Below are 21,507 nucleotides of genomic sequence, written 5' to 3'. Positions count from 1 at the left end.
GTGGGTGAGCCGACCTTTGGAGCCCTATTCTGCCTTAGCAGCGGAGCCATGCCGGGCCCGCGGGGCACGAATGCCCTCAACGGCACCTGCGAGGAGCGACCCATGGCAGAAGACACGTCCGCCGCCGCATCGACGCCCTCTCCGGGCGCATCGAGGATGACCTCGGCCGGTGCCACCTACAGCCAGGCCGAGGCAGGGTACTTCGAGAAGCGCCAGCTCAAGCGGACGGCCGGGTTCTGGGGCATCTGGGGTATCGGCATCGCGGCGGTCATCTCGGGTGACTTCTCGGGCTGGAACTACGGGATCGGCCAGGCCGGATGGGGCGGACTCGGCGTGGCCGCGCTGATCATCGTGATCATGTACTTCGGCATGCTGTTCTCGATCGGTGAGATGTCGGCGGCCATGCCGCACACCGGCGGCGCGTATTCGTTCGCGCGTGCCGCGATGGGCCCGTGGGGCGGCTTCATCACCGGTTTCGCCGAGACCATCGAGTACGTCTTCACGACCGGCGTCGTCGTCTACTTCTCGGCGTCCTACGCGAACGCGATCACCGACGACCTGTTCGGTCTCAGCCTGCCCGCCTGGGTGTGGTGGATCATCCTCTACGCCATATTCATCGCCCTGAACTCGTGGGGCGCCGAGGCGTCCTTCCGGTTCGCGATCATCGTGGCCGTCGTCTCCATCGGCATCCTGGTGCTCTTCGCGATCCTGGCCGTCGCGCACGGCGCGATCGACTTCGGCAAGTTGCTCGACATCGCACCGGACGAGAGCAAGGCGGGTGCGAGCGACTTCTTGCCGTTCGGCGTGATGGGCATCCTGTATGCCCTGCCGTTCGCGATGTGGTTCTTCCTCGGCATCGAGGAACTGCCGTTGGCTGCCGAGGAGGCGCACGAGCCGACCAAGGACATCCCGCGCGCCGGGATCTGGGGACTCGTCACGCTGGTCGGCTGCGCCGCGATCGTGTTCTTCCTCAACCCGGCGGTCACGGGGTCGGCTGCACTGGGCGATTCCGACGAGCCGCTGCTCGACGGTTTCCGATCGTTCCTGCCGTCAGGATGGGCATCGGTGTTGTCGGCCTTCGCGCTGATCGGTCTGCTCGCCAGCCTGCAGGGCATCATGTACGCCTACGGACGCAACCTCTACTCACTCAGTCGGGCGGGCTACTACCCGAAGGTGTTGTCACTGACCGGTTCCCGGCAGACGCCCTATGTGGCCCTGCTGGCCGGGGCGGTCATCGGCTTCGTCGCGTTGCTGGTGATCGAGTACTGGATCTCCGGCGCCGGTGCCATCGTCCTCAACATCGCAGTGTGGGGCGCGGTACTGGCCTACATGCTGCAGATGGTGTCGTTCGTGCTCCTGCGCCGGAAGTTCCCGAAGGCCCGACGCCCCTACCGGAGCCCGGTCGGAATCGCGGGCGCCGTGGTTGCTTTCGTCATCGCCGCGATCACCTTCGTCGGCGTGCTGATCAATCCCGACTACCGGTCCGCGGTGATCGCCATCGTCGTGTTCTACGTGATCGGGCTGCTGGTCTTCGGACTGTACGGACGGCACCGGCTGGTGCTGTCCCCCGAGGAGGAGTACGCGGTCACCGGCGGCCTGCACGGGTTCGACCCGGAGTCAGAAGGACTCGGCGGCACCATCGAGGACGAGATTCTGAAGGGCAAGACCGACTGATGCCCCAACCGCGGGCACGACTCAGCGGGTGCGGACCAGCCCGGTCCCGGTCGCGCGGTCGTGCATCGCCCGCCCGTTGTAGTCGTTGATGAGCGCAGGCACCAGGAACACGATCAACACCTGACGGGCGAGTGCCCGGATGATCCCGACGGCTGCCGGCGGCACCTCTCCCCTGGCCTCTGCCGCGCCGCGCTCGGGACCGTGGTCGACACGCGCGACGCGGAGCCCGACAGCGAACTGTCCCGGTGTGAAACCGAAGAAGGTGATCGAGACGACGCCGATCACGAACCACACGCCCAGCACGGTGGTGCCGATGATCGGGGAACCGAAGTCGACGAACAACAGCGCGATGCCGCCGGACAGGAGCCAGTCGACCATGAGCGCCAGCACGCGCTGCCAACCGCCGGCCAGGGCACCCGGTCCGGACTCGGGCAGGCCCAGGTCCTCGCCGCGGTACTCGACGTCGGGCTGGTTACCTGCTCCGGCCTGCGGTCCGGAGAGCCACGATCCGGTGATTCGTCCCATGTGACCATCGTAGATGTCGCGAATCGGACGTCGCCGACTCGCTGTCGGGGACCCGCTCGCCGGGGCCCACATCACACCTCGACGGGGTTACCGCATACGCCGTGCAGGCGATCGGCAATAGTAGAGGTGTCCCGACGCCGGTCTGTGTAACACAGGAGAAACACGGGCTTGACGCCTGGGCAACCTCGCGTCCATACGGTTCATGGCTGAGGTCCGCTGCTGTAACCCGGTGGCGGCTGAGGCGTGTCAGAGTCCCTGCCACCCGCGAAACAGAGAAGGAGCACCGCACGGTGTACAGCAGTAAAGAAGAACTCCTCGAGGGCATCAAGAAGGAAGGTGTCGAGTACGTCGACATCCGCTTCTGCGACCTGCCCGGTGTGACCCAGCACTTCTCGATCCCCGCATCGGCCTTCGACGAGGACGTCTTCGAAGACGGCCTGGCGTTCGACGGGTCGTCGGTCCGCGGCTTCCAGTCGATCGACGAGTCGGACATGATGCTGCTGCCGGACCCGGCGACCGCGCGCATCGATCCGTTCCGCAAGGCCAAGACGATGAACGTCAGCTTCTTCGTCCACGACCCGTTCACCCGCGAGGCCTACAGCCGCGACCCGCGTAACGTCGCCCGCAAGGCGCAGGACTACCTGGCCTCCACTGGCATCGCCGACACCGCCTTCTTCGGCGCCGAGGCCGAGTTCTACATCTTCGACTCGGTGTCCTTCGACTCCCAGATCAACGGCACCTTCTACGAGATCGAGTCGGAGTCGGGCTGGTGGAACACCGGCTCCCCGACCGATCCCGACGGCAGCCCGAACCTCGGCTACAAGGTCCGCCCCAAGGGTGGTTACTTCCCCGTCGCGCCCTACGACCACTATGTGGACCTGCGTGACGACATCTCGACCAACCTGCAGAACGCCGGGTTCATCCTCGAGCGCGGGCACCACGAGGTCGGCACCGCCGGTCAGGCCGAGATCAACTACAAGTTCAACACGCTGCTGCACGCCGCCGACGACGTCCAGTTGTTCAAGTACATCGTCAAGAACACCGCGTGGCAGCAGGGCAAGTCGGTGACCTTCATGCCGAAGCCGCTCTTCGGCGACAACGGCTCGGGTATGCACACCCACCAGTCGCTGTGGAAGGACGGCAAGCCGCTGTTCCACGACGAGGCCGGTTACGCAGGTCTGTCGGATCTGGCGCGCTACTACATCGGCGGCATCCTGCACCACGCACCGTCGCTGCTGGCGTTCACCAACCCGACCATCAACTCCTACAAGCGACTGGTCCCCGGTTACGAGGCCCCCATCAACCTGGTCTACAGCCAGCGCAACCGGTCGGCCGCCGTCCGCATCCCGATCACCGGCAACAACCCGAAGGCCAAGCGCCTCGAGTTCCGCGCGCCGGACGCCTCGGGCAACCCGTACCTGTCCTTCGCGGCGCAGATGCTCGCCGGACTCGACGGCATCAAGAACAAGATCGAGCCGCACGAGCCCGTCGACAAGGACCTCTACGAGCTCCCGCCGGAGGAAGCCAAGGGCATCCCGCAGGCCCCGACCTCGCTCCCCGCGGTCATCGACCGCCTCGAGCAGGACCACGACTACCTCACCGCAGGTGGCGTGTTCACCGAGGACCTGATCGAGACCTGGATCGCGCTGAAGCGTGAGAACGAGATCGAGCCGGTGCAGATCCGTCCGCACCCGTACGAGTTCTCGCTCTACTACGACGTGTGATCTGACGCGCCACAACCGAACGCCCCGGAGTCCGCTCCGGGGCGTTCGGCGTTGTCGGGGGTTCTGGTCGTCAGCACGGTGTGAGCGGCAGGCCGCGACAATAATCGTCGCGGCTTCTCGCTCACACCGCGGTGGTGACGATGTCCCGCAGTCCCCGGACCGTATGGCAGCTCGTACCCTGGAACGGGGCCGCGCCCTCGCTCCGCCGGATTTCTGACACCTGAGCGAGCCACGCTGTGGAATGCGCACAGCTCAGACCGCTCCGGTGTCACCAGTCCGAGAACCGCGACCTGTGCCCCGACGACCGCCCAACAGAACCGGCACCGACACCCGGACGCCGCGACATCACGCCGGGCGGGACTCCCCGACAGACAGGTCGGCGAACATCGCCTCGTTGTACTCGAAGGCCCGTACGGCCTCGGCCAGCAACCGATCGCGTGCAGCGTCGTCGATGTCCAGCGCATCGAGGCGGTCGCGATAGGAGTCCTTGTAGCGCTTCAGTTTGTCGATGCCGTCGAACCGATAGAAGTTCACCGCGTCGTCACCGAGTCCGTAGTGCAGGCGCATCCGGTGCGCCACCACCTGTCCCCCGCTCAGGTCGCCGAGGTAGCGCGTGTAGTGGTGTGCGACGAACCGGGCAGGATCGTCCCGGGTCGACTCGATCGCGGCCGCGTAGCGTGCGACGGCGGGCAGCGGCCGCAACGCGTCGGGGTCGACCCCCAGCGCCGCGAGGTCGGCGAGCAGGGCGGGTACCCGACGCAGGCGCTCGTCGACCACCGCCCCCGCGATCGGGTCCGTGGCGAGTGCATCGCCGGTGGTCTCCAATGCCTGGTACACGAAGTAAAGCTGCCCGGGCAGCTGGCGGCACGCGTCCAGGTCCGCGCGTCCCGACAGCAGATCGTCGACGAACGTGGCGCTCTCGGCGCGTTCGTGCGCCACCGCGGTCGCGGCGCGCAGACCGGCCGAGATGGAGGTGGACTCGGCGGACGTCGTCATGATGGCACCAGTGTTACCACCACCGAGCGGTGATCGGAACCGCTCAGCGTGAACGTGTGCAGGGAGGTAGCGACGAATCCGCGCACGATGACGTGATCGATGGCGATGAAGGGCCGGTGACCGAGACGATCAGTGGGATAGCTCGGCTGGAATCCGGCACCGGACTGATCCGTCGCGTCCTGGAACCCGTGCCGCAGCAGACCGCGGAATCGGGCGTGATCCCAGGTGGAGTTGAAGTCGCCCGCCGCGATCGCGCGACCGCCAGGCATTGCGGCGAGGTGCGCGTCGAGCTTCTCCATGTCCTCGACCCAGTAGTGCACCTTGCCACGCAACGGTGCTGCCGGATGCAGCGCGAGCATCTGGGTCGCCGGCGCACCGGGCAGATCCGTGCGGGCGGTCAGGTTACGCAACACGGTGTCGGGCACCTCGGCCTGCTCGGTGAGCGGGAACCGACTCAACATCGCCGTCCCGGCCGCGTAGACGCCGGGAATCGCGTGGATGTGCGGCAATTGGGCACCGATGGAACTGCGCCGGACGCGATCCAGTGTCTCGGCGGTCACCTCCTGCAGCGAGAGGAAGTCGACGTCCTCGCTGCGGACACGCTCGGCGAGTTCGTCGATGTCGGCGCCGCCGAACAGGACGTTCGACGACATCACCGTGATCGGCTCACCTCCGGTGGGCGCGGTCCGCGCGATGAACAGCGGGGCCTGGGTGAATGCGACGCCCGCCGTGACGACCAGCGCGATGAGCAACATGAACCACCGTCGGAAAGCTGCGAACAGCAGGATCGCCACGGCGCCGGCGACCAGGGCGAAGGGAACCGCGCTGGTGAGGTACAGCGCCAGATCGCCGCGTGACGGGTAGTAGTGCAACCAGATCGCGAGGCCGGTGGCGGCCACCAAAGCCCATCCGACCATCAAGGTCAGGAACCCGAGAGCTCGGAAGATCATGCGCCGAACACCTTGCGTACCACCGCTTTCGCACGACGGGTGACCCGCAGGTAGTTGTCCAGGAACTCGGGAGCCTGGTCCTCCGGCCATCCGGCCGCGTAGGCGATTGCACGCAGCTGCTTACCCGGACCGGGTAGCTGATCGACCGGCTTGCCACGCACCAGGACCAAGGCATTGCGCGCCTTGGTCGCGGTCAGCCATGCCTCTTTCAACAAGCTCACGTCGCTCTCCGAGAGCAGCTCCGCCGACCCGATGGCATCGAGCGACTCGAGCGTCGAGGTGTTGTGCAGCGTCGGATGACTGTGCGCGTACCGGAGCTGCATCAGCTGGACGGTCCACTCGACGTCGGCGAGCCCACCACGGCCGAGTTTGGTGTGGGTGGCCGGATCCGCCCCGCGCGGAAGACGCTCGGAGTCGACGCGCGCCTTGATCCGACGGATCTCCTTCACCGCATCCGCCGACACCCCGCCCTCGGGGTAGCGGATGCGATCGGCCATGTGCAGGAAGTCGATGCCGAGCTGTTCGTCGCCGGCCACCTGGTGCGCACGCAGGAGCGCCTGGATCTCCCACGGCTGCGCCCACTGCTCGTAATAGGCCGCATACGCTGCGAGAGTGCGCACCACCGGGCCGTTGCGGCCCTCGGGCCGCAAGCCGGTGTCGACCTCCAGCGGCGGGTCGGCACTCGGCGAACCCAGCATGGTGCGGACCTTCTCGGCGATGGTCTGCGACCACCGCACCGCCGCGGACTCGTCGACGTCCGGATTCGGTCGACAGACGAACAGCACGTCCGCATCACTGCCGTAGCCGAGTTCACCACCGCCGAGTCGTCCCATCCCGATCACCGCGATCTGCGCGGGCGCGGGTTCCGACCGTTCCCGCTCGGACTCCGCGATGACCACGGTCAGCGAGGCGTTGAGGACGCCGGCCCATACGCGGGACAGGGCCTCGCAGACGTCCGGGACGTCCATCATGCCGAGGATGTCGGCCGACGCGATGCGCGCGAGTTCGGCGCGCCGATGCGAACGTGCCGCGGCGACGGCACGTTTCAGATCCGGCTGGCGGACCGTGGAGGCGATCAGACCCCGAGCCACATCCGACGGACGGGTGTCGCACAGCTTCGGTCCGTTCGCGCCGTCGGAGTACAGGTGGATCACCTCGGGCGAGCGCATCAGCAGGTCGGCGATGAACTCCGACGTGCCCAGCACCTTCATCAGGCGCTCGGCCACCACACCGTCGTCGCGCAGCAACCGCAGGAACCAGTCCGCATTCGACATCTCGTCGCACAAACGACGGTAGTTCAACAGTCCGGCATCGGGATCCGGTGTGCGGCCGATCCATTCGAGCAACCCCGGCAGGATCAGCAACTGCACCTGGCCGCGGCGGCCCGGTGACGACGCCAGTGCCCGGATGTGGTTGAGCGCGCGGTCAGGCATCGCGTAGCCGAGCGCGGACAGGCGACGTTCGGCCGACGAGTCCGACAGCGTCAACTCGTCGGTGTTGAACCGCGTCGCGGCATCCAGCAGCGGTCGGTAGAAGAGCTTCTCGTGTAGTCGACGCACTCGGAGACTCTGCCGGCGCAATTCCTCACGTAGCACCCCTGGCGCGTCGAGCTCGCCTTCCTGACGGATGTGCGCGGCGCGCGCCAGCCAGCGCATGTTCGCCTCGTCGTCGAACTCCGGCAGCAGATGCGTACGACTCAGCCGCTGCAGTTGCAGTCGGTGTTCCAGCAGCCGGAGGAACTCGTACGACGCAGCGAGATTCGCGCCGTCGTCGCGACCGACGTAACCGCCGGCGGTCAGCGCCCCCAGTGCGTCGACGGTCGACTGCACGCGCAGGGACTCGTCGACCCGACCGTGGACCATCTGCAGGAGCTGCACCGCGAACTCGACGTCGCGCAGGCCGCCGCTGCCCAACTTGAGATTGCGATGCCGCTGATCCTCGGGCACCAGCGACTCGACACGCCGGCGCATCGACTGCACCTCGGGCACGAAGTCCTCGCGCTCGGCGGCATGCCAGATGAGCGGCTCCACGGCATCGATGTACTGCTGGGCGAGGGCGAGGTCGCCGGTCATCGCGCGGGCCTTCAACAGGGCCTGGAACTCCCACGTCTTGGCCCACCGGTTGTAGTAGGCCAGATGCGATTCCAGGGTGCGGGTCAGTGCACCGGCCTTGCCCTCGGGGCGCAGTGCGGCGTCGACCTCGAAGAACGCCATCGAACCGACTCGCATCAACTCACCCGCGATGCGCGCCGAGGTCCCGTCGGCCGGCTCACTGACGAAGACGATGTCGACGTCGCTGACGTAGTTCAGTTCGCGGGCACCGCATTTGCCCATCGCGATGACGGCCAGCCGCACCGACAGCGGGTCGTCACCACACACCTCCGCGATCGCGACGGCCAACGATGCGGTGAGGGCCGCGTCGGCGAGGTCGGACAGGCGTCCGCCGACCTCCGACAGCCACATGACGGGCTCGTCCTCGACCGTCGGGGCGACATCGTGTGCGGCCAACTGGAGGACGAGATCGCGGTAGGCGGTCCGTAGCGCGATGACCGCGGGTGGCCCGGTGACGCCTGCACGATAGATCTTGTCGGGCCGCTCGGGATCTCCGGCACCGGTAGGCCCCGTGGTGTCGGGCTGCGCGTCGACCGCACCCAGCATCCGCCGGTAGACCTCGTCGATGTCCGGGAGTTCGGCGGGCACCAGGAGTCGCCACCCCGACGGCTCGGCGGCCAGGTGGTCGCCGAGGGCGTCGGAGGACCCGAGCACCCCGAAGAGTCGACCGCGGAAACCCTTGTCGGTCCGCAGGAGTTCGTCAATCTCCGACCACTCCTGTGCCGACAGCGCGGCGTGCAGCCGGATCAGGGTGCGGAGCGTCAGATCGGCGTCGGGTGCCCTCGACAACGACCACAGGACGTCGACGCTCTCTTCGTTGGACCACCCGAGGTCGGCGAGGTCGGCGCGCGCCGACGGCTCCAACAGCCCGAGGCGGCCGGCGCTGGGCACGCGGGCGCGCCCCCGTCCAGGAATCGATGTCACACCCAAAAGGTAGCGGGCGCGGGCCAGATGTCACCTGGCGGTGCTCCTACCGGCGTGTACGCGACCGGTCAGCGGCCACCTATACCGTCGAGCGGCGAACCGTCGGCGCCGTCACCGCGGCAAATGGTTACAGCGGCAGGTAGTTGCGGAGCTCGAACGGCGTGACCAGGCTGCGGTAGTTGGTCCACTCGGCCCACTTGTTCCGCAGGAAGTAGTCGAAGACATGCTCGCCGAGGGCCTCGGCGACCAGTTCGGACTTCTCCATCTCGTTCAGCGCATCGGCCAGGCTGCCGGGCAGTTCGCGGTACCCCATCGCCCGACGCTCGGCCGGGGTGAGGGCCCAGACATCGTCCTCGGCCTCGTCGGGCAGGTCGTAGTCCTCCTCGATGCCCTTGAGTCCCGCGGCCAGCAGCACAGCGAAGGTGAGGTACGGGTTGCAGGCCGAGTCGGGGCTGCGGACCTCGATGCGTCGCGACGACGCCTTGTTGGGGGTGTACAGCGGCAACCGCACGAGTGCCGAGCGGTTGGCTCCACCCCAGGTGGCGGCTGTCGGGGCCTCACCGCCGTGGATGAGTCGCTTGTAGCTGTTGACCCACTGGTTGGTGACAGCGCTGATCTCGTGTGCGTGATGCAGGATGCCGGCGATGAACTTCTTGCCGGTCGTCGACAGTTGCATCGGGTCGTCGGGGTTGTGGAAGGCGTTGGTGTCACCCTCGAACAGGCTCAGGTGCGTGTGCATCGCCGAGCCGGGGTGTTCGCTGAACGGCTTCGGCATGAAGGTCGCCCAGGTGCCCTCGCCGATCGCGACCTCCTTGATGACGTATCGGAAGGTCATCACGTTGTCGGCCATCAGCAATGCGTCGGCGTACCGGAGGTCGATCTCCTGTTGTCCCGGCGCACCCTCGTGATGCGAGAACTCCACCGAGATGCCCATCGACTCCAGTGCGTCGATGGCGTGGCGACGGAAGTTCGGTGCGGAGTCGTGGACTGCCTGATCGAAGTAGCCGCCCGAGTCGGCGGGCACCGGCACGCTGCCGTCCAGGGGCGCCTCCTTGAGGAGGAAGAACTCGATCTCCGGGTGGACGTAGCAACTGAAGCCTTGGTCGGCGGCCTTGTTCAGCTGGCGGCGCAACACGTGTCGGGAGTCGGCCCAGCTGGGGGTACCGTCCGGCATCGCGATGTCGCAGAACATGCGCGCCGAGTGATGGCGGCCGCTGGAGGTGGTCCAGGGCAGGATCTGGAAGGTCGAGGGATCGGGCTTGGCGACGGTGTCGGCCTCGGACACCCGCGAGAAGCCCTCGATCGCGGAGCCGTCGAAGCCGATGCCCTCGGCGAACGCGCCTTCGAGTTCGGCCGGCGCGATCGCCACGGATTTCAGGTATCCCAAGACGTCGGTGAACCACAATCGAACGAATCGGATGTCGCGCTCTTCGAGGGTCCGCAGCACGAATTCCTTTTGGCGATCCATGTCCCGGACATTAGAAGTAGCCTGTTAAATCCGTGTTACATCTGCAATTCGAACTCGATATGCTGCGGCTTTACAGCGCGAATCTCAGCATGTGAGAGCCGCTGGCGGCAGCGTGAGACGGACGACGTAGTCGTTGACGACCCGGTCGACGCAGGCGTCACCGCGCAGCGACGCGGTGTGCCCGGCCCCCTTGACGGTGACCAGCACCGAGTCGGTGGAGCGGGCCAGGTCACGCCCTGTCGCATAGGGCGTGGCGGGGTCGTCGGTGGTGGCGATCATCAGTCCACGCCCGGCGACGGCACCACCGGCCGGGCCGGCGTTCGACGGGTCATTGCCCGGCGGGGCACTGTTCGACCGGGCAGTGTCCGACGGGGCGCTGCTCGACGGGACCGTTGCCGGCGAGCCGGCGCCGGATTCCGGCCAGAAGGCGCAGATGCTCAGCACTCCGCGGCCGGTCCCCCGACCGTCGTCGCGATACGGCGCCGCCCGACGCAGGTCGCCGTCCAGTCGGTCATAGGCTGCACGGTCCGGCAGCCGCGGGTCGTCGGCGCACCGGATCGCGGTGAAGGCGTCCTGGGAGTTGTCGTACCGACCGTCGTCACCCCGCCCCTCGTATCGGTCGGCCAACGCCAGCAGCAGTGTCCCGTCACCGTCGGCCAGGCGTCTCAGCGCGAGTCGGAGCACCGGCCAGAGCGATCGCTGGTACAGCGCGGCACTGGTGGCGGTCTCCGAGTCCGCCTGTGTCAGCACACGTCCCGCACCTGCCGGAACCGGGCGGGTCACCAGGGGGCGCACGAGGCGGTGGTACGCGGCCAAGGCGCCGGCAGGACGATCCGCCAGTGGACAGTCCGGAGCGGTCGCGCAGTCACGGGCGAACGCATCGAACACGCGCTGGAACGCGGCGGCCTGCGCGGTCGATGCGCCGATCGGGTCGGCGTCGGGATCGACCGGACCGTCGGACACGAGAGCCCGCACGCGATCCGGGTGTCGGCGCTGGTACTCCAGTCCGATCCGACTGCCGTAGGAGAACCCCACGTAGGTCAGCCGCTCGTCACCGAGTGCAGCGCGCAGGACCTCCAGGTCGTCGACCACATGGCTCGTCCCGACCGATGTGAGCAGTGCTGCGGGCGTGTGTTCCCGACAGCCGGCGACGACGTCGCGCAGGTGATCCTCGACCCGTGCGACCCCACCCGGTGATCGATCGCCGTAGTCGGTGGCGCGCTCGGCATCACGTTCGGCATCGGTACGACACCGGACCACCGGCTCCGATCGGCCGACGCCCCGTGGGTCGAAGGCGACGACGTCGAACTCGCCGGCGAATGTCTGTCCGGCGAGGTTCTCGGCGTCGCCGATGAGATGATCCACTCCGGACGCTCCGGGACCGCCGGGATTGATCACGACCGAGCCCCGCCGTGTCGGGCCACCCGCGGCCAGTCGAGCGACCGCGACGGAGAACGTCCCGGCCGACGGATCGGACTGCCGCACAGGCACACTCAGCGTGCCGCACTGCAGTCGTCGGGCAATCGCGGGGTCGTCGACGTCGCCGGTGCCCCCGCACGCCTTCCACTCGATCGGGATCACGGGAGCCGCTGTCTGCCGCTCCGTGATCGACGGGCCCGACGTCGCTGCGGGCGACGAGTCGGGGACGGTGGCGCACCCGGCCACCGCGAGCGCGGTGACGAGCGTCGCGCCCGTCACCGACCAGCGTCGGCGACGGAGGGCGAAGCGGTGTCGGCGCACCGCGGGAGCGGCGCCGGTCGGCGGCGGACACCCGGGCATGACCGAATCCTAGTGATCCTCGTCTGTGACCGAAACCACAGGTCACGCCGGCCTGCCGGTAGCCGACCAGTGCCACAATGGACACGTCCGACACCCACCCGGGTACCCGCCATGCGGGACTCGAGGCAGAAAGAGACGACGATGTCCGATTCCTCGGTCTATGGCGCTCTGCGCCCCTCCGCCGATTCCACCGCAAAGCCTCGCCGCATCACGCGCGTGCACCATCTCGCGCAGATGAAGGCAGAGGGCGAGAAGTGGTCGATGCTCACCGCGTACGACTACTCCAGCGCACGCATCTTCGACGATGCCGAGATACCCGTACTCCTGGTCGGCGACTCGGCGGCCAACGTGGTGTACGGCTACGACACGACCATCCCGGTCAGCGTCGACGAACTCATCCCGCTGGCCCGCGCCGTCGTTCGCGGCGCCCCGCACGCTCTGGTCGTGGCCGACCTGCCGTTCGGCGCCTACGAGGCGGGACCGCAGCAGGCCCTGGAGTCCGCCGTGCGCTTCTTCAAGGAGGCCGGCGTCCACGCGATCAAGATCGAGGGCGGCGAGCGCATCGCCGACCAGATCGCGACCCTCACGGCCGCAGGCATCCCGGTGATGGGCCACATCGGCTTCACCCCGCAGAGTGTCAACGGTCTCGGCGGCTTCCGCGTCCAAGGACGTGGCGACGCAGCCGACCAGCTGATCGCCGATGCCATCGCAGTCCAGGAGGCCGGAGCCTTCTCGGTCGTGATGGAGATGGTGCCCGCCGACGTGGCCGCCCAGATCACCCGCAAGCTCACCATCCCGACGGTCGGTATCGGCGCCGGCAACGAGACCGACGCGCAGGTGCTGGTCTGGCAGGACATGGCCGGGTTCACCCACGGCAAGACCGCCAAGTTCGTCAAGCGCTTCGGTGACGTCGGCGGCGAACTGCGCACGGCCGCCGAGCAGTACGCCGACGAGGTGCGCCGCGGGGTCTTCCCCGGCCCCGAACACAGCTACTGATCTCTGCATCACCTGAATCGACCCGACCGGCCTGTCGAAGGCCGGTCGGGTCGCTTCGTCGGTCCCCATGTCCTGTTCGCCCCGCCGGCACTGCCGGTCCACGCTGCCGGTCCACGCCCGCCCACCCGCGCCCGTCCATCCACCCGCGTCCGTCCGTCCACGCTGCCTGTGCACGCGGGCCAACGGTGTCCCACGCAGTTGCACCGCGGGCCGAATAGGGTTGGGGACATGCGGGAGTTCTATCCGGAGATCGAGCCCTACGACCAGGGCCACCTCGACGTCGGCGACGGCCAGCAGATCTACTGGGAGACCTCGGGAGATCCCGACGGCAAACCCGTCGTCTTCGTCCACGGCGGTCCGGGCGGCGGCACCTCCCCCGATCAGCGCCGGTTCTTCGACCCCACGCGATACCGCATCGTGCTCTTCGACCAGCGGGGTTGCGGTCGCTCCCGACCGCACATCGCCGACGGCGCCGACTTGTCGGTGAACACCACCGATCACCTCATCGCCGACATCGAGGCACTCCGAGGGCACCTGGGCGTCGACCGCTGGCAGGTCTTCGGCGGCTCGTGGGGATCCACCCTCGGACTCGCCTATGCCCAAGCCCATCCCGAACGAGTCACCGAACTCGTCCTCCGTGGCATCTTCCTGCTGCGGCGCAGCGAGATCGACTGGTACTACAACGGCGGCGCCGCGCACATCTACCCCGACCTCTGGGAGTCCTATCTGGAACCGATCCCGGTCGGCGAGCGCGACGGCGACCTGGTGGCGGCCTACCATCGCCTGCTGACCTCGGAGGACCCGGAGGTGGCGCAACGCGCCGCGGCGGCGTGGACGGCATGGGAACACAAAACCAGCTACCTGCTCCCCCGCCCCGACGAGGGCGACGCCGGGAACGCACGGTTCGACCTCGCCTTCGCGAGCATCGAGAACCACTACTTCGTCAACCACGGCTTCATCGCCGACGGGCAACTCCTGGCGAACATCGACCGGATCGCCGACATCCCCGGTGTGATCGTGCAGGGACGCTACGACGTGGTGTGTCCGGCACGTAGCGCGTGGGATCTCCACCGGGCCTGGCCCGGTGCCGACCTGCACATCGTCGACGACGCCGGACACGCCTCCTACGAACCCGGGATCCGTCACCGCCTCATCGAGGCCACCGATCGCTTCGCGGGCTGATCGGCGCAGCATCCCTAGAATTGGTCGACCGGCCGACGTCATCCGGCGTCGGCGCCCCCACCCGGCACGATGTCGGGCGACAGCGTGAAAGGCAGGACTTCGGTGCCGGCATCCGAGCAACTCGAGGTGGAGCTCAAGTTCGACGTCGATGCGGGACATCCCGCGCCCGACCTACGGGTGCTCCCCGGGGTCGTCGCGACCTCGGAGCCCGAGACGTTTGCGCTCGACGCCACCTACTTCGACACCGAGAACCTGGACCTCGCGAGCAACCGGGTCACACTGCGGCGCAGGACCGGTGGCACCGACGAGGGATGGCACCTGAAGCGTCCCGCCGGACCGTCGGGTGCCCGACGCGAGACGCAGATCGGCTTCGACACCGCGTCGGCCGATGGCGACGTCCCCGACGAACTCACCCTGCCGGTGCGTGCCCTCATCCGGACGCGCCATCTCATCCCGGTCGCGGCGATCTCCACCTCGCGCACCGTGACCACTCTGTTCGGCGCCGGTCAGCACCCCATCGCGGTCCTCTGCGAGGACCTCGTCACCGCGCGATCGCTACTGCCGAACGGTCGGCACCAGGAGTGGTCGGAGTGGGAGTTCGAACTGGTCGGCGACACCGACAACACCAAGCTGCTCAAGGCTGCGGGCCGGGCCCTGCAGAAGGCGGGTGCACGCGAGGCGTCGAGCGCGTCGAAGCTGGCCCGTGCAATAGGCACGACGCCGGACGTCGTCGCGCCACACCTCGGCAAGCGGCCCACCGCACTGGATCTGGTGATCACCGACATCGCGATCCACCGCAACTCGCTGATCGCCTACGACCCGCTGGTACGCATCGACGCACCCGATGCGGTGCACCAGATGCGGGTCGCCACCCGCCGCCTGCGCAGCATCCTGACCGGATACCCGGGTGTGCTCGACACCGAGCACACCGCGCACATCAACGACGAGCTGAAGCTGCTCGCCAGAATTCTCGGCGACGCACGCGACTCGGAGGTCCAGATCGAGATCGGGGCCAAGCTCCTGCGTGACGAGCCGGCCTCGCCGGATCTGCACGCGGCGTTGATCGATGCCGAGGAGTCGGCGCATGCGCGTGCGATCCGCGCCGCCCAGGCAGCGATGGAGTCGACGCGGTACTTCGCCCTCCTCGACGCCATCGACGAACTCATCGCCGACCCGCTACCGGGTCCGGAGGCAGAGGTGGCGGCGTCGGAGGCGGTCGACAAGGCCATCGCCAAGAGCCGCAAGAAGATCGCCCAGGATCGGGCCGACCTGTCTCGTCTGCGGGAAGGATCGGCGGAGTGGGAGGAACACCTCCACACGATCCGTAAGCGCGCCAAGCAGATGCGCTATCGCGCCGACGCGGCCGACCCGCTGGACAAGAAGAAGTACCGCACCGTCGCGAAGGCCGCCAAGGAGGTCCAGTCCGCTCTCGGCGACTTCAACGACTCACGGATCAACCGCGCGCGGCTGGCCGAGATAGCTGCGACCGGTTCGCTCGGTCCGCAGGACATGTTCGTGCTCGGTCGGATCGACGCACGCCAGGAGTTCGACGGCGAGCGCGCGATCTCGGCCTACCGCTCGGCGGCGCGTCGCCTCTGACTCGCCCTCGACCGGCTTCTGCGCCTCATCGTCACCTGTTTCGGACTTCGCGGGTCATTGATTCACAGCAATCATTGATTCACAGCAATCGATTTCGATCGGTGCGATGAATGTGCGACGTGGGGTGGTGTGCGGGAGGATAGGTGGGTGCGCTCGCGAAGTAGAATTGTGGCAGCGACTCAGGAGCAGATTGCCGAGGCTGGCTTTGACAGTGTCTCGATTGCGGGTGTGGCACAGCGGGCGGGTGTCTCGCGACAGACGGTGTACTCGATCTTTGGTTGTCGCGAGGACTTGGTGTCGGAGGCGGTCGCGGACCTCACGATCACCATCCTGGGTGATTTGCGCGATCACTTGTCGGCCGCAACCACTCTGTCTGAGTACGTGGTGGAGTTGATCGTCGCCAGCCGAACCCTGACCCGGTCCAACCCGGTGGTGTCTCGGGTGTTCGGCAGCACGCTGTCGAATCCTCTCTTCGACGACGGAATGTGGCACCGTGCTCGCGAGGTCACTCGAACATTGATGGCACCCGCCGCGTCACTGGCGCCATCTGTGGACTCAACGGACGAGATAGCGGAAATGGCTTTGCATCTCGGGCTGGCTGTCGTGGTCTTCGACTCCGACAAGAGCGACGAAGAGTTGCGTGAGTTCCTCACCCGCTGGCTGGAACCCGCGATCGAAACATTGACACAGTAGACACCCAGTGTCTAGTTTGTGATGCGTGGCGATCGCCGCGACAGCAATGAGCTGCATCACATTCAATGACTGAGACGACATCCGGGGGTATCGCTGTGTCGATGTATACGCGGCGTTCGTTTTTGGCTGCCAGTGCCGCAGCGGTGGCGACCGTCGGGGTGGGCACGACCACTTCTTCAGCTCGGTCAGCTCCGCGCCGACGTATCCGCATCACGCGCGAGGATCATCGTGTCGTTGTCATCGGCACCGGTTTCGGTGGCGGTGTGGCCGCGCTGCGGCTCGCCCAGGCTGGTGTCGACGTCACAGTCCTCGAGCGGGGTCGGCGCTGGCAGACCGGACCGAACTCGACGACATTCCCCAATGCCACCAATCCCGACAAGCGGATCTTGTGGCACGGGTCCAACCCGCGCCTATTCGGTCGCACAATGATTTTCGACCCCTACGTGGGCCTGCTCGAAGCTGTCATCGGGGCGAACATGACTGCGCTGTGCGCTGCAGGAGTCGGCGGCGGCTCACTGGTCTATCAGGGGATGACCTTGCAGCCAGACGAGGCGGTTTTCAACGCAAACTTTCCTCAGCGTCTGGACTGGCAGCGGATGAACCGCATCCACTACCCTCGCGTGGCTCGGATGCTCCGACTTTCCACAGCCCCAGACGAATTGATTGATTCAGCACCGTATCGGGCGCCACGCGTGTTCGCGCGTCGCGCCCGCGCGGCCGGACTACCCGTCGCGAAGATCCCGATGCCCATCGATTGGAACTACGCGCTGGCCGAGCTACGCGGAAAAATGGCCCCCTCCTACACCGACGGCTCGGGAGCGCTCGGAGTCAACAACGGCGGAAAACACAGTGTCGATGTCACCTACATCGCCGCCGCCGAAGCTACCGGCCGTGCCACCGTGCATACCTTGCACACGGTAACCGGGATCCGCCGCGGCCTGCGGAACACATGGATAGTCTCTGTTGATCGTACCGACCTGACCGGTCGCGTCCTCGAGCACAAGGAACTGACCACCCAAGCGGTGTTCCTCGGCGCCGGCAGCATCAACACCACCAAATTGCTCCTACGCGCCGACGCCCACGACACCATCCAAGATCTGCCCGACAAGCTAGGGCAAGGATGGGGCACCAACGCCGACCGGATCTACACCTGGACCAGTCCTGACGACGACTTCGGCCTCGTCCAGGGAGGCCCAGTGGTGTACGGGAGCAAGAATTGGTCCAACCCGAGTTCGGCGTTCACCGTGATCCAGGCTTCCATGCCTCCCAACCCGATCGGGCCCAAGACCACGATGCTCGTCGGATACGGCGTCAGCCGACGCCGCGGCCATCTCACCTTCGACTCCCGTCTCAACGACGCTGTCTTGCACTGGCCGCACGAAGGTGACTCCGTCATCCAGAACGCCCAGATCGGCCCTACGGTTCGCAAGATCGCCGGCCCGAGCGGAATCCTCATCGACACCAACGGCATCGAGCCATCCACCTGGCACCCGCTCGGTGGGGCTTCTATGGGCACTGTGTGCGATCTCGAAGGCCGTGTGTACGGCCAGCGCGGACTCTACGTTGTCGATGGCGCGCTGATGCCTGGCAACAGCGCCGCTTGCAACCCTTCGATGACCATCGCCGCGGTCGCTGAGCGAGCGCTCGACAACATCGTCGCCCGCGACCTCGGCACCCACTTCTGACTGCGCTATCAGCGGAGGAAACCACCGGCAATGCCCCGCCAACGGCACGACGCAACCCCAGACCCGCGCAGTCGGGCAACGCCTTCCCGGCGACACTTGATACGCGTGCACACACTCGTTCTAGCAACAGTGAGCGTGATGATCGGGTCGGCAGGCGGTGCAACGCCCAGCGCGACTGCGGCGCCACCCCACCCGTCGTGTGCTGATCGGCACTATGTCGGCTCGTGGGCGGCAAGCCCAACTGACGCGTCAGTTCCCATCGACGCCGCTGCAACTGGCAAACTGCCTATCGTAGTGCGAGATCAAACCTTTCGAATGACGATCACCCCTCACCTGAGTGGCGCCACCACACGCGTGCGGTTGTCGAATCGGTTCGGGCAGACCCCGGTCACGTTCGGGCGGGTCACCGTTGCCGCCCTTGAGCCCACCGGCGGACTCCACCCACCCACCCCGGCGCCATTCGAGGGACGGGCAGAAACGACCGTCGCACCCGGACACGAGGTCCTCAGCGATCCGATCGCCTTCCCCGTGACCTCCATGCGACCACTGGTCGTCACCGTCTACGTCGCCGGCACCGCGACAGGACCGACCAAACACTGGAACGCCAACGCCACCACCCGCTACACCGCCCCCGGCAGTGGCGACCACACTCACGATCGCGGCCGGGCAGCCTTCACCTCCACAACCGGCTCGTGGCCGTTCCTCACCGGACTCGAGGTACTCAGTTCACGAACCACTCGCTCATTGGTCGCCTTCGGCGACTCGATCACCGACGGCTTCGTAGGCGCAAACCCGCTCAGCATCCCGGCAGACAGACGCGTCGCAGACACCGACCAGCGCTACCCGGACTTCCTGCAACGGCGCATCAACGATGCCGCAATTCCGGTGTCAGTCGTGAATGCCGGCATCAGTAGCAATCGGATTCTCACCAGCGGCGAACCACTGATGCTAGGCCCCTCAGGCATCGCTCGCTTCACGCGTGACGCGCTCGACCAACCGGGTGTAGCCGCTGTTCTCGTGCAAGAAGGAATCAACGACCTCGGTCTGCCACCTCAATCCGATGCCGCACGCATCATCGCCGGCTACCGGCAGCTGATCACCATGGCACATGACCGCGGACTCGAGATCTGGCTCGGGACGCTACTTCCAGCGTCTGATGCATTGGTCAACGGTGTGCTGGCACCTGCTGCGGAACGTCAACGACAACAGATCAACGCCTGGATCCGATCTCAGCGCGTCGCCGACCGAGTGGTCGACTTCGATCGGTCGTTGCGCGATCCTGAAGCGCCGTCTCGACTCCGACCCAGCTACTCCAGTCCCGATCGCCTACACCCCAACACGACCGGCTACCAAGCAATGGCCAATACTGTCGCCCTCTCCGAACTGAAGCGCCTCACGGCAACAGCAGGCTGCACAAACTGACTTACGACACCCGACCCGACACACCGGACTCCGACGAGCGCACTGGAACTCACCCTCTGCTGACAACGTAGACCATCATCTGTCCAGTCACGGCGATCAATAGTGGCGTGACAAAGCCACACGAGGAATCCTCGGGTCCACGCAAACCCGTTGCGGCAGTCGCTCCAGACGGCGTTGCACATCTCACAAGAGCCAAAGCCTAACCGGCCCAGAGAAATCCGGCCTGCGGTCCAGGGCTGGACCCAGTAGTATGTGCGGCTTCGATGATCGACGGATTGCATGAATTCTTCACTTGACACATGTGCGACCTGATGTAAAGTTCGGCATGTTCTCAGTTGCGCGCCGCGCTTGCGTACCGATGCGCGCCTGAACCACTGATGGCACCACGATCTACGCCCTGGGCAGGCTGGCGCAAAGCTCGAAGAGCGAGCGTCGGCAAGGGTCGGCGGGATGGAGCAACCAAATGGCACGAGCACTTGAGTTCCTTTTGGAGCAGTTACGCAAGGGCGCGCCCGTCGATCAATGCCCGAGGCGGAACCCAGCACTGCTGCAGGAACCGCATGGCAGCAACTGCACATCCTCAGCCACAGGGTCGCCTGATGACGACTAACGCGCCCTTCAGGCTGCAAGACATCACGCACTTTGCGCTATCTCATCGCTGCCGTGACGAACCCTTGCCTGAAGCAGTCCGGCAGCGGTTTGGGTTGACCATGAAGCAGTTTCGAGTCTTGCTGCGGTATCAGTTGACATGTCCTCTACCTGAGATCGACGACCTGACACTGCGCTGGATGCATCGGGAGTGCGAGAAGAATGCCTGACAGCGACGATGGGACCATGCTCCGCCGCACAGGTGAAGCCTGTGAATCGCAACCCCGGTCACTGAGCAACCGTCCCCTGTCGGCAGCACCTCGAATCGGCAGCACCGTTGTGATTTCGGCAGCTGCTGGAAGTGGAACAGGAGTCATCCTGAAGGACCTCGGTGCGGGTATCGCGGACGCCGGATGCCCACAACCGACTCTCCTACGTCAGCGTCGATATGCGGTTCTCCTGGATGATGGACACGTCGCCTTCTTCGACAATGACGACTTCGACCTTGTCGAGTAACAGGTCGCCCGCCACACGGCTGTGGCCTTGGTGCGCCCCATTCGAGAGCATCACAGTCGGGTGAATCCAGCGTTTGGCGCCTACGCCGTCGTCGAAGACGGTGAAACGGCAAATACCACAACCTTTCAACGGTTGCGGTCAAGTCGATTCCATGAGAGTTTACCAAGCACTTGCTTGGTAAACTCTCATGGAATCAGAAATTGAGATCTGTTGCGACAGAGGGGTACCGACATGACGAAGACTGTTACGCTCTCGCAGGCACAGGAAGTCATCGCGGCCGCGCTACACCGCGCCGACGAGATCGATCAGCCCGTCAACGTGGCAGTAGTCGACGCGGGTGGCAATCTTGTCGCCCACGTCCGTCAGGACGACGCTTGGATCGGCAGTATCGACATCTCGATCGACAAGGCGTGGACCGCTCGCGCTTTTGATATCAGCACCGGCGATCTGGCCGAGTACGCACAACCTGACACCCAGTTCTTTGGGATCCAGAACACCAACCGCGGGCGAGTCACGGTGTTTGCCGGGGGGATTCCCCTACGTGACGACGGCCATGTCATCGGCGCAATAGGGGTCAGCGGCGGGTCTGGCGAGCAAGACCAGACGATCGCACAGGCAGGGCTCGAGGCCCTGTCGGCGCATCGGTAGCCCGGCGACGCGTCGTGGACTGACTGT

General features: G+C 66.3%; 15 protein-coding genes. 9 read left to right on the top strand and 6 right to left on the bottom strand.

Going from position 1 to position 21,507, the window contains the following annotated elements:
• Nucleotides 1-102: 102 nt before the first annotated feature.
• Nucleotides 103-1,674, top strand: coding sequence for an amino acid permease (locus GS4_RS16555; protein WP_083862752.1), 1,572 nt, complete (start codon nt 103-105; stop codon nt 1,672-1,674).
• Between the two features lie 21 nt (nt 1,675-1,695).
• Here the strand turns inward: GS4_RS16555 and GS4_RS16550 are convergent, their stop codons facing one another.
• The gene (locus tag GS4_RS16550; protein WP_007622594.1) at nt 1,696-2,199 is read right to left on the bottom strand and encodes an RDD family protein; all 504 of its coding nucleotides are present in this window, start codon (nt 2,197-2,199) and stop codon (nt 1,696-1,698) included.
• 290 nt (nt 2,200-2,489) lie between these two features.
• Here GS4_RS16550 and glnA (GS4_RS16545) point away from each other — a divergent pair, with 290 nt between their 5' ends.
• Nucleotides 2,490-3,923 (top strand): type I glutamate--ammonia ligase, encoded by a 1,434-nt coding sequence (gene glnA, locus GS4_RS16545; RefSeq protein WP_007622592.1) that lies wholly within the window; start codon nt 2,490-2,492, stop codon nt 3,921-3,923.
• A gap of 345 nt (nt 3,924-4,268) precedes the next feature.
• On the opposite strand, the gene GS4_RS16540 is transcribed toward glnA (GS4_RS16545), so the two are convergent.
• The 5 genes from GS4_RS16540 to GS4_RS16520 form a co-directional block, all read right to left on the bottom strand.
• Nucleotides 4,269-4,919: a biliverdin-producing heme oxygenase gene (locus GS4_RS16540; protein ID WP_007622591.1), complete on the bottom strand. Its 651-nt coding sequence runs from the start codon at nt 4,917-4,919 to the stop codon at nt 4,269-4,271.
• Nucleotides 4,916-5,869 carry an endonuclease/exonuclease/phosphatase family protein gene (locus GS4_RS16535; RefSeq protein ID WP_007622590.1) on the bottom strand — a complete coding sequence of 318 codons (954 nt, stop codon included), beginning with the start codon at nt 5,867-5,869 and terminating at the stop codon, nt 4,916-4,918. Before GS4_RS16535 ends, GS4_RS16540 begins: the two co-directional genes overlap by 4 nt.
• Nucleotides 5,866-8,904: a bifunctional [glutamine synthetase] adenylyltransferase/[glutamine synthetase]-adenylyl-L-tyrosine phosphorylase gene (locus tag GS4_RS16530; protein WP_174344026.1), complete on the bottom strand. Its 3,039-nt coding sequence runs from the start codon at nt 8,902-8,904 to the stop codon at nt 5,866-5,868. The genes GS4_RS16535 and GS4_RS16530 overlap by 4 nt, the downstream gene beginning before the upstream one ends.
• Before the next feature lie 127 nt (nt 8,905-9,031).
• Complete coding sequence (gene glnA / locus GS4_RS16525; RefSeq protein ID WP_040510828.1) at nt 9,032-10,372, bottom strand: type I glutamate--ammonia ligase; 1,341 nt, start codon at nt 10,370-10,372, stop codon at nt 9,032-9,034.
• An 84-nt stretch (nt 10,373-10,456) separates the two neighbouring features.
• Nucleotides 10,457-12,151 carry an alpha/beta hydrolase gene (locus GS4_RS16520; protein ID WP_007622587.1) on the bottom strand — a complete coding sequence of 565 codons (1,695 nt, stop codon included), beginning with the start codon at nt 12,149-12,151 and terminating at the stop codon, nt 10,457-10,459.
• 141 nt (nt 12,152-12,292) lie between these two features.
• Between GS4_RS16520 and panB the strand changes: the two genes are divergently transcribed.
• From panB to GS4_RS16485, 7 genes are all read left to right on the top strand, one after another.
• A complete protein-coding gene (gene panB / locus GS4_RS16515; protein ID WP_007622586.1) occupies nt 12,293-13,147 on the top strand; it encodes a 3-methyl-2-oxobutanoate hydroxymethyltransferase in 855 nt (284 codons plus the stop codon).
• Nucleotides 13,148-13,375: 228 nt separating this feature from the next.
• Complete coding sequence (gene pip, locus GS4_RS16510) at nt 13,376-14,329, top strand: prolyl aminopeptidase (RefSeq protein WP_007622585.1); 954 nt, start codon at nt 13,376-13,378, stop codon at nt 14,327-14,329.
• A gap of 102 nt (nt 14,330-14,431) precedes the next feature.
• Entirely contained in the window at nt 14,432-15,928 is a 1,497-nt protein-coding gene (locus GS4_RS16505; RefSeq protein WP_007622584.1) for a CYTH and CHAD domain-containing protein, read from the top strand.
• Between the two features lie 168 nt (nt 15,929-16,096).
• Entirely contained in the window at nt 16,097-16,621 is a 525-nt protein-coding gene (locus GS4_RS16500) for a TetR/AcrR family transcriptional regulator (protein WP_007622578.1), read from the top strand.
• A 95-nt stretch (nt 16,622-16,716) separates the two neighbouring features.
• Nucleotides 16,717-18,306, top strand: coding sequence for a GMC family oxidoreductase (locus tag GS4_RS16495; protein WP_040510826.1), 1,590 nt, complete (start codon nt 16,717-16,719; stop codon nt 18,304-18,306).
• A gap of 315 nt (nt 18,307-18,621) precedes the next feature.
• Entirely contained in the window at nt 18,622-19,728 is a 1,107-nt protein-coding gene (locus tag GS4_RS16490) for a GDSL-type esterase/lipase family protein (protein ID WP_245555716.1), read from the top strand.
• A gap of 1,335 nt (nt 19,729-21,063) precedes the next feature.
• A complete protein-coding gene (locus GS4_RS16485) occupies nt 21,064-21,480 on the top strand; it encodes a GlcG/HbpS family heme-binding protein (protein WP_007622573.1) in 417 nt (138 codons plus the stop codon).
• Nucleotides 21,481-21,507: the final 27 nt, after the last annotated feature.

This window comes from Gordonia soli NBRC 108243 (assembly GCF_000334455.1).
Lineage (GTDB): Bacteria > Actinomycetota > Actinomycetes > Mycobacteriales > Mycobacteriaceae > Gordonia > Gordonia soli.
Note: the sequence above shows the minus strand (reverse complement) of the source record. Positions and strands in the feature narration are given on the sequence as shown.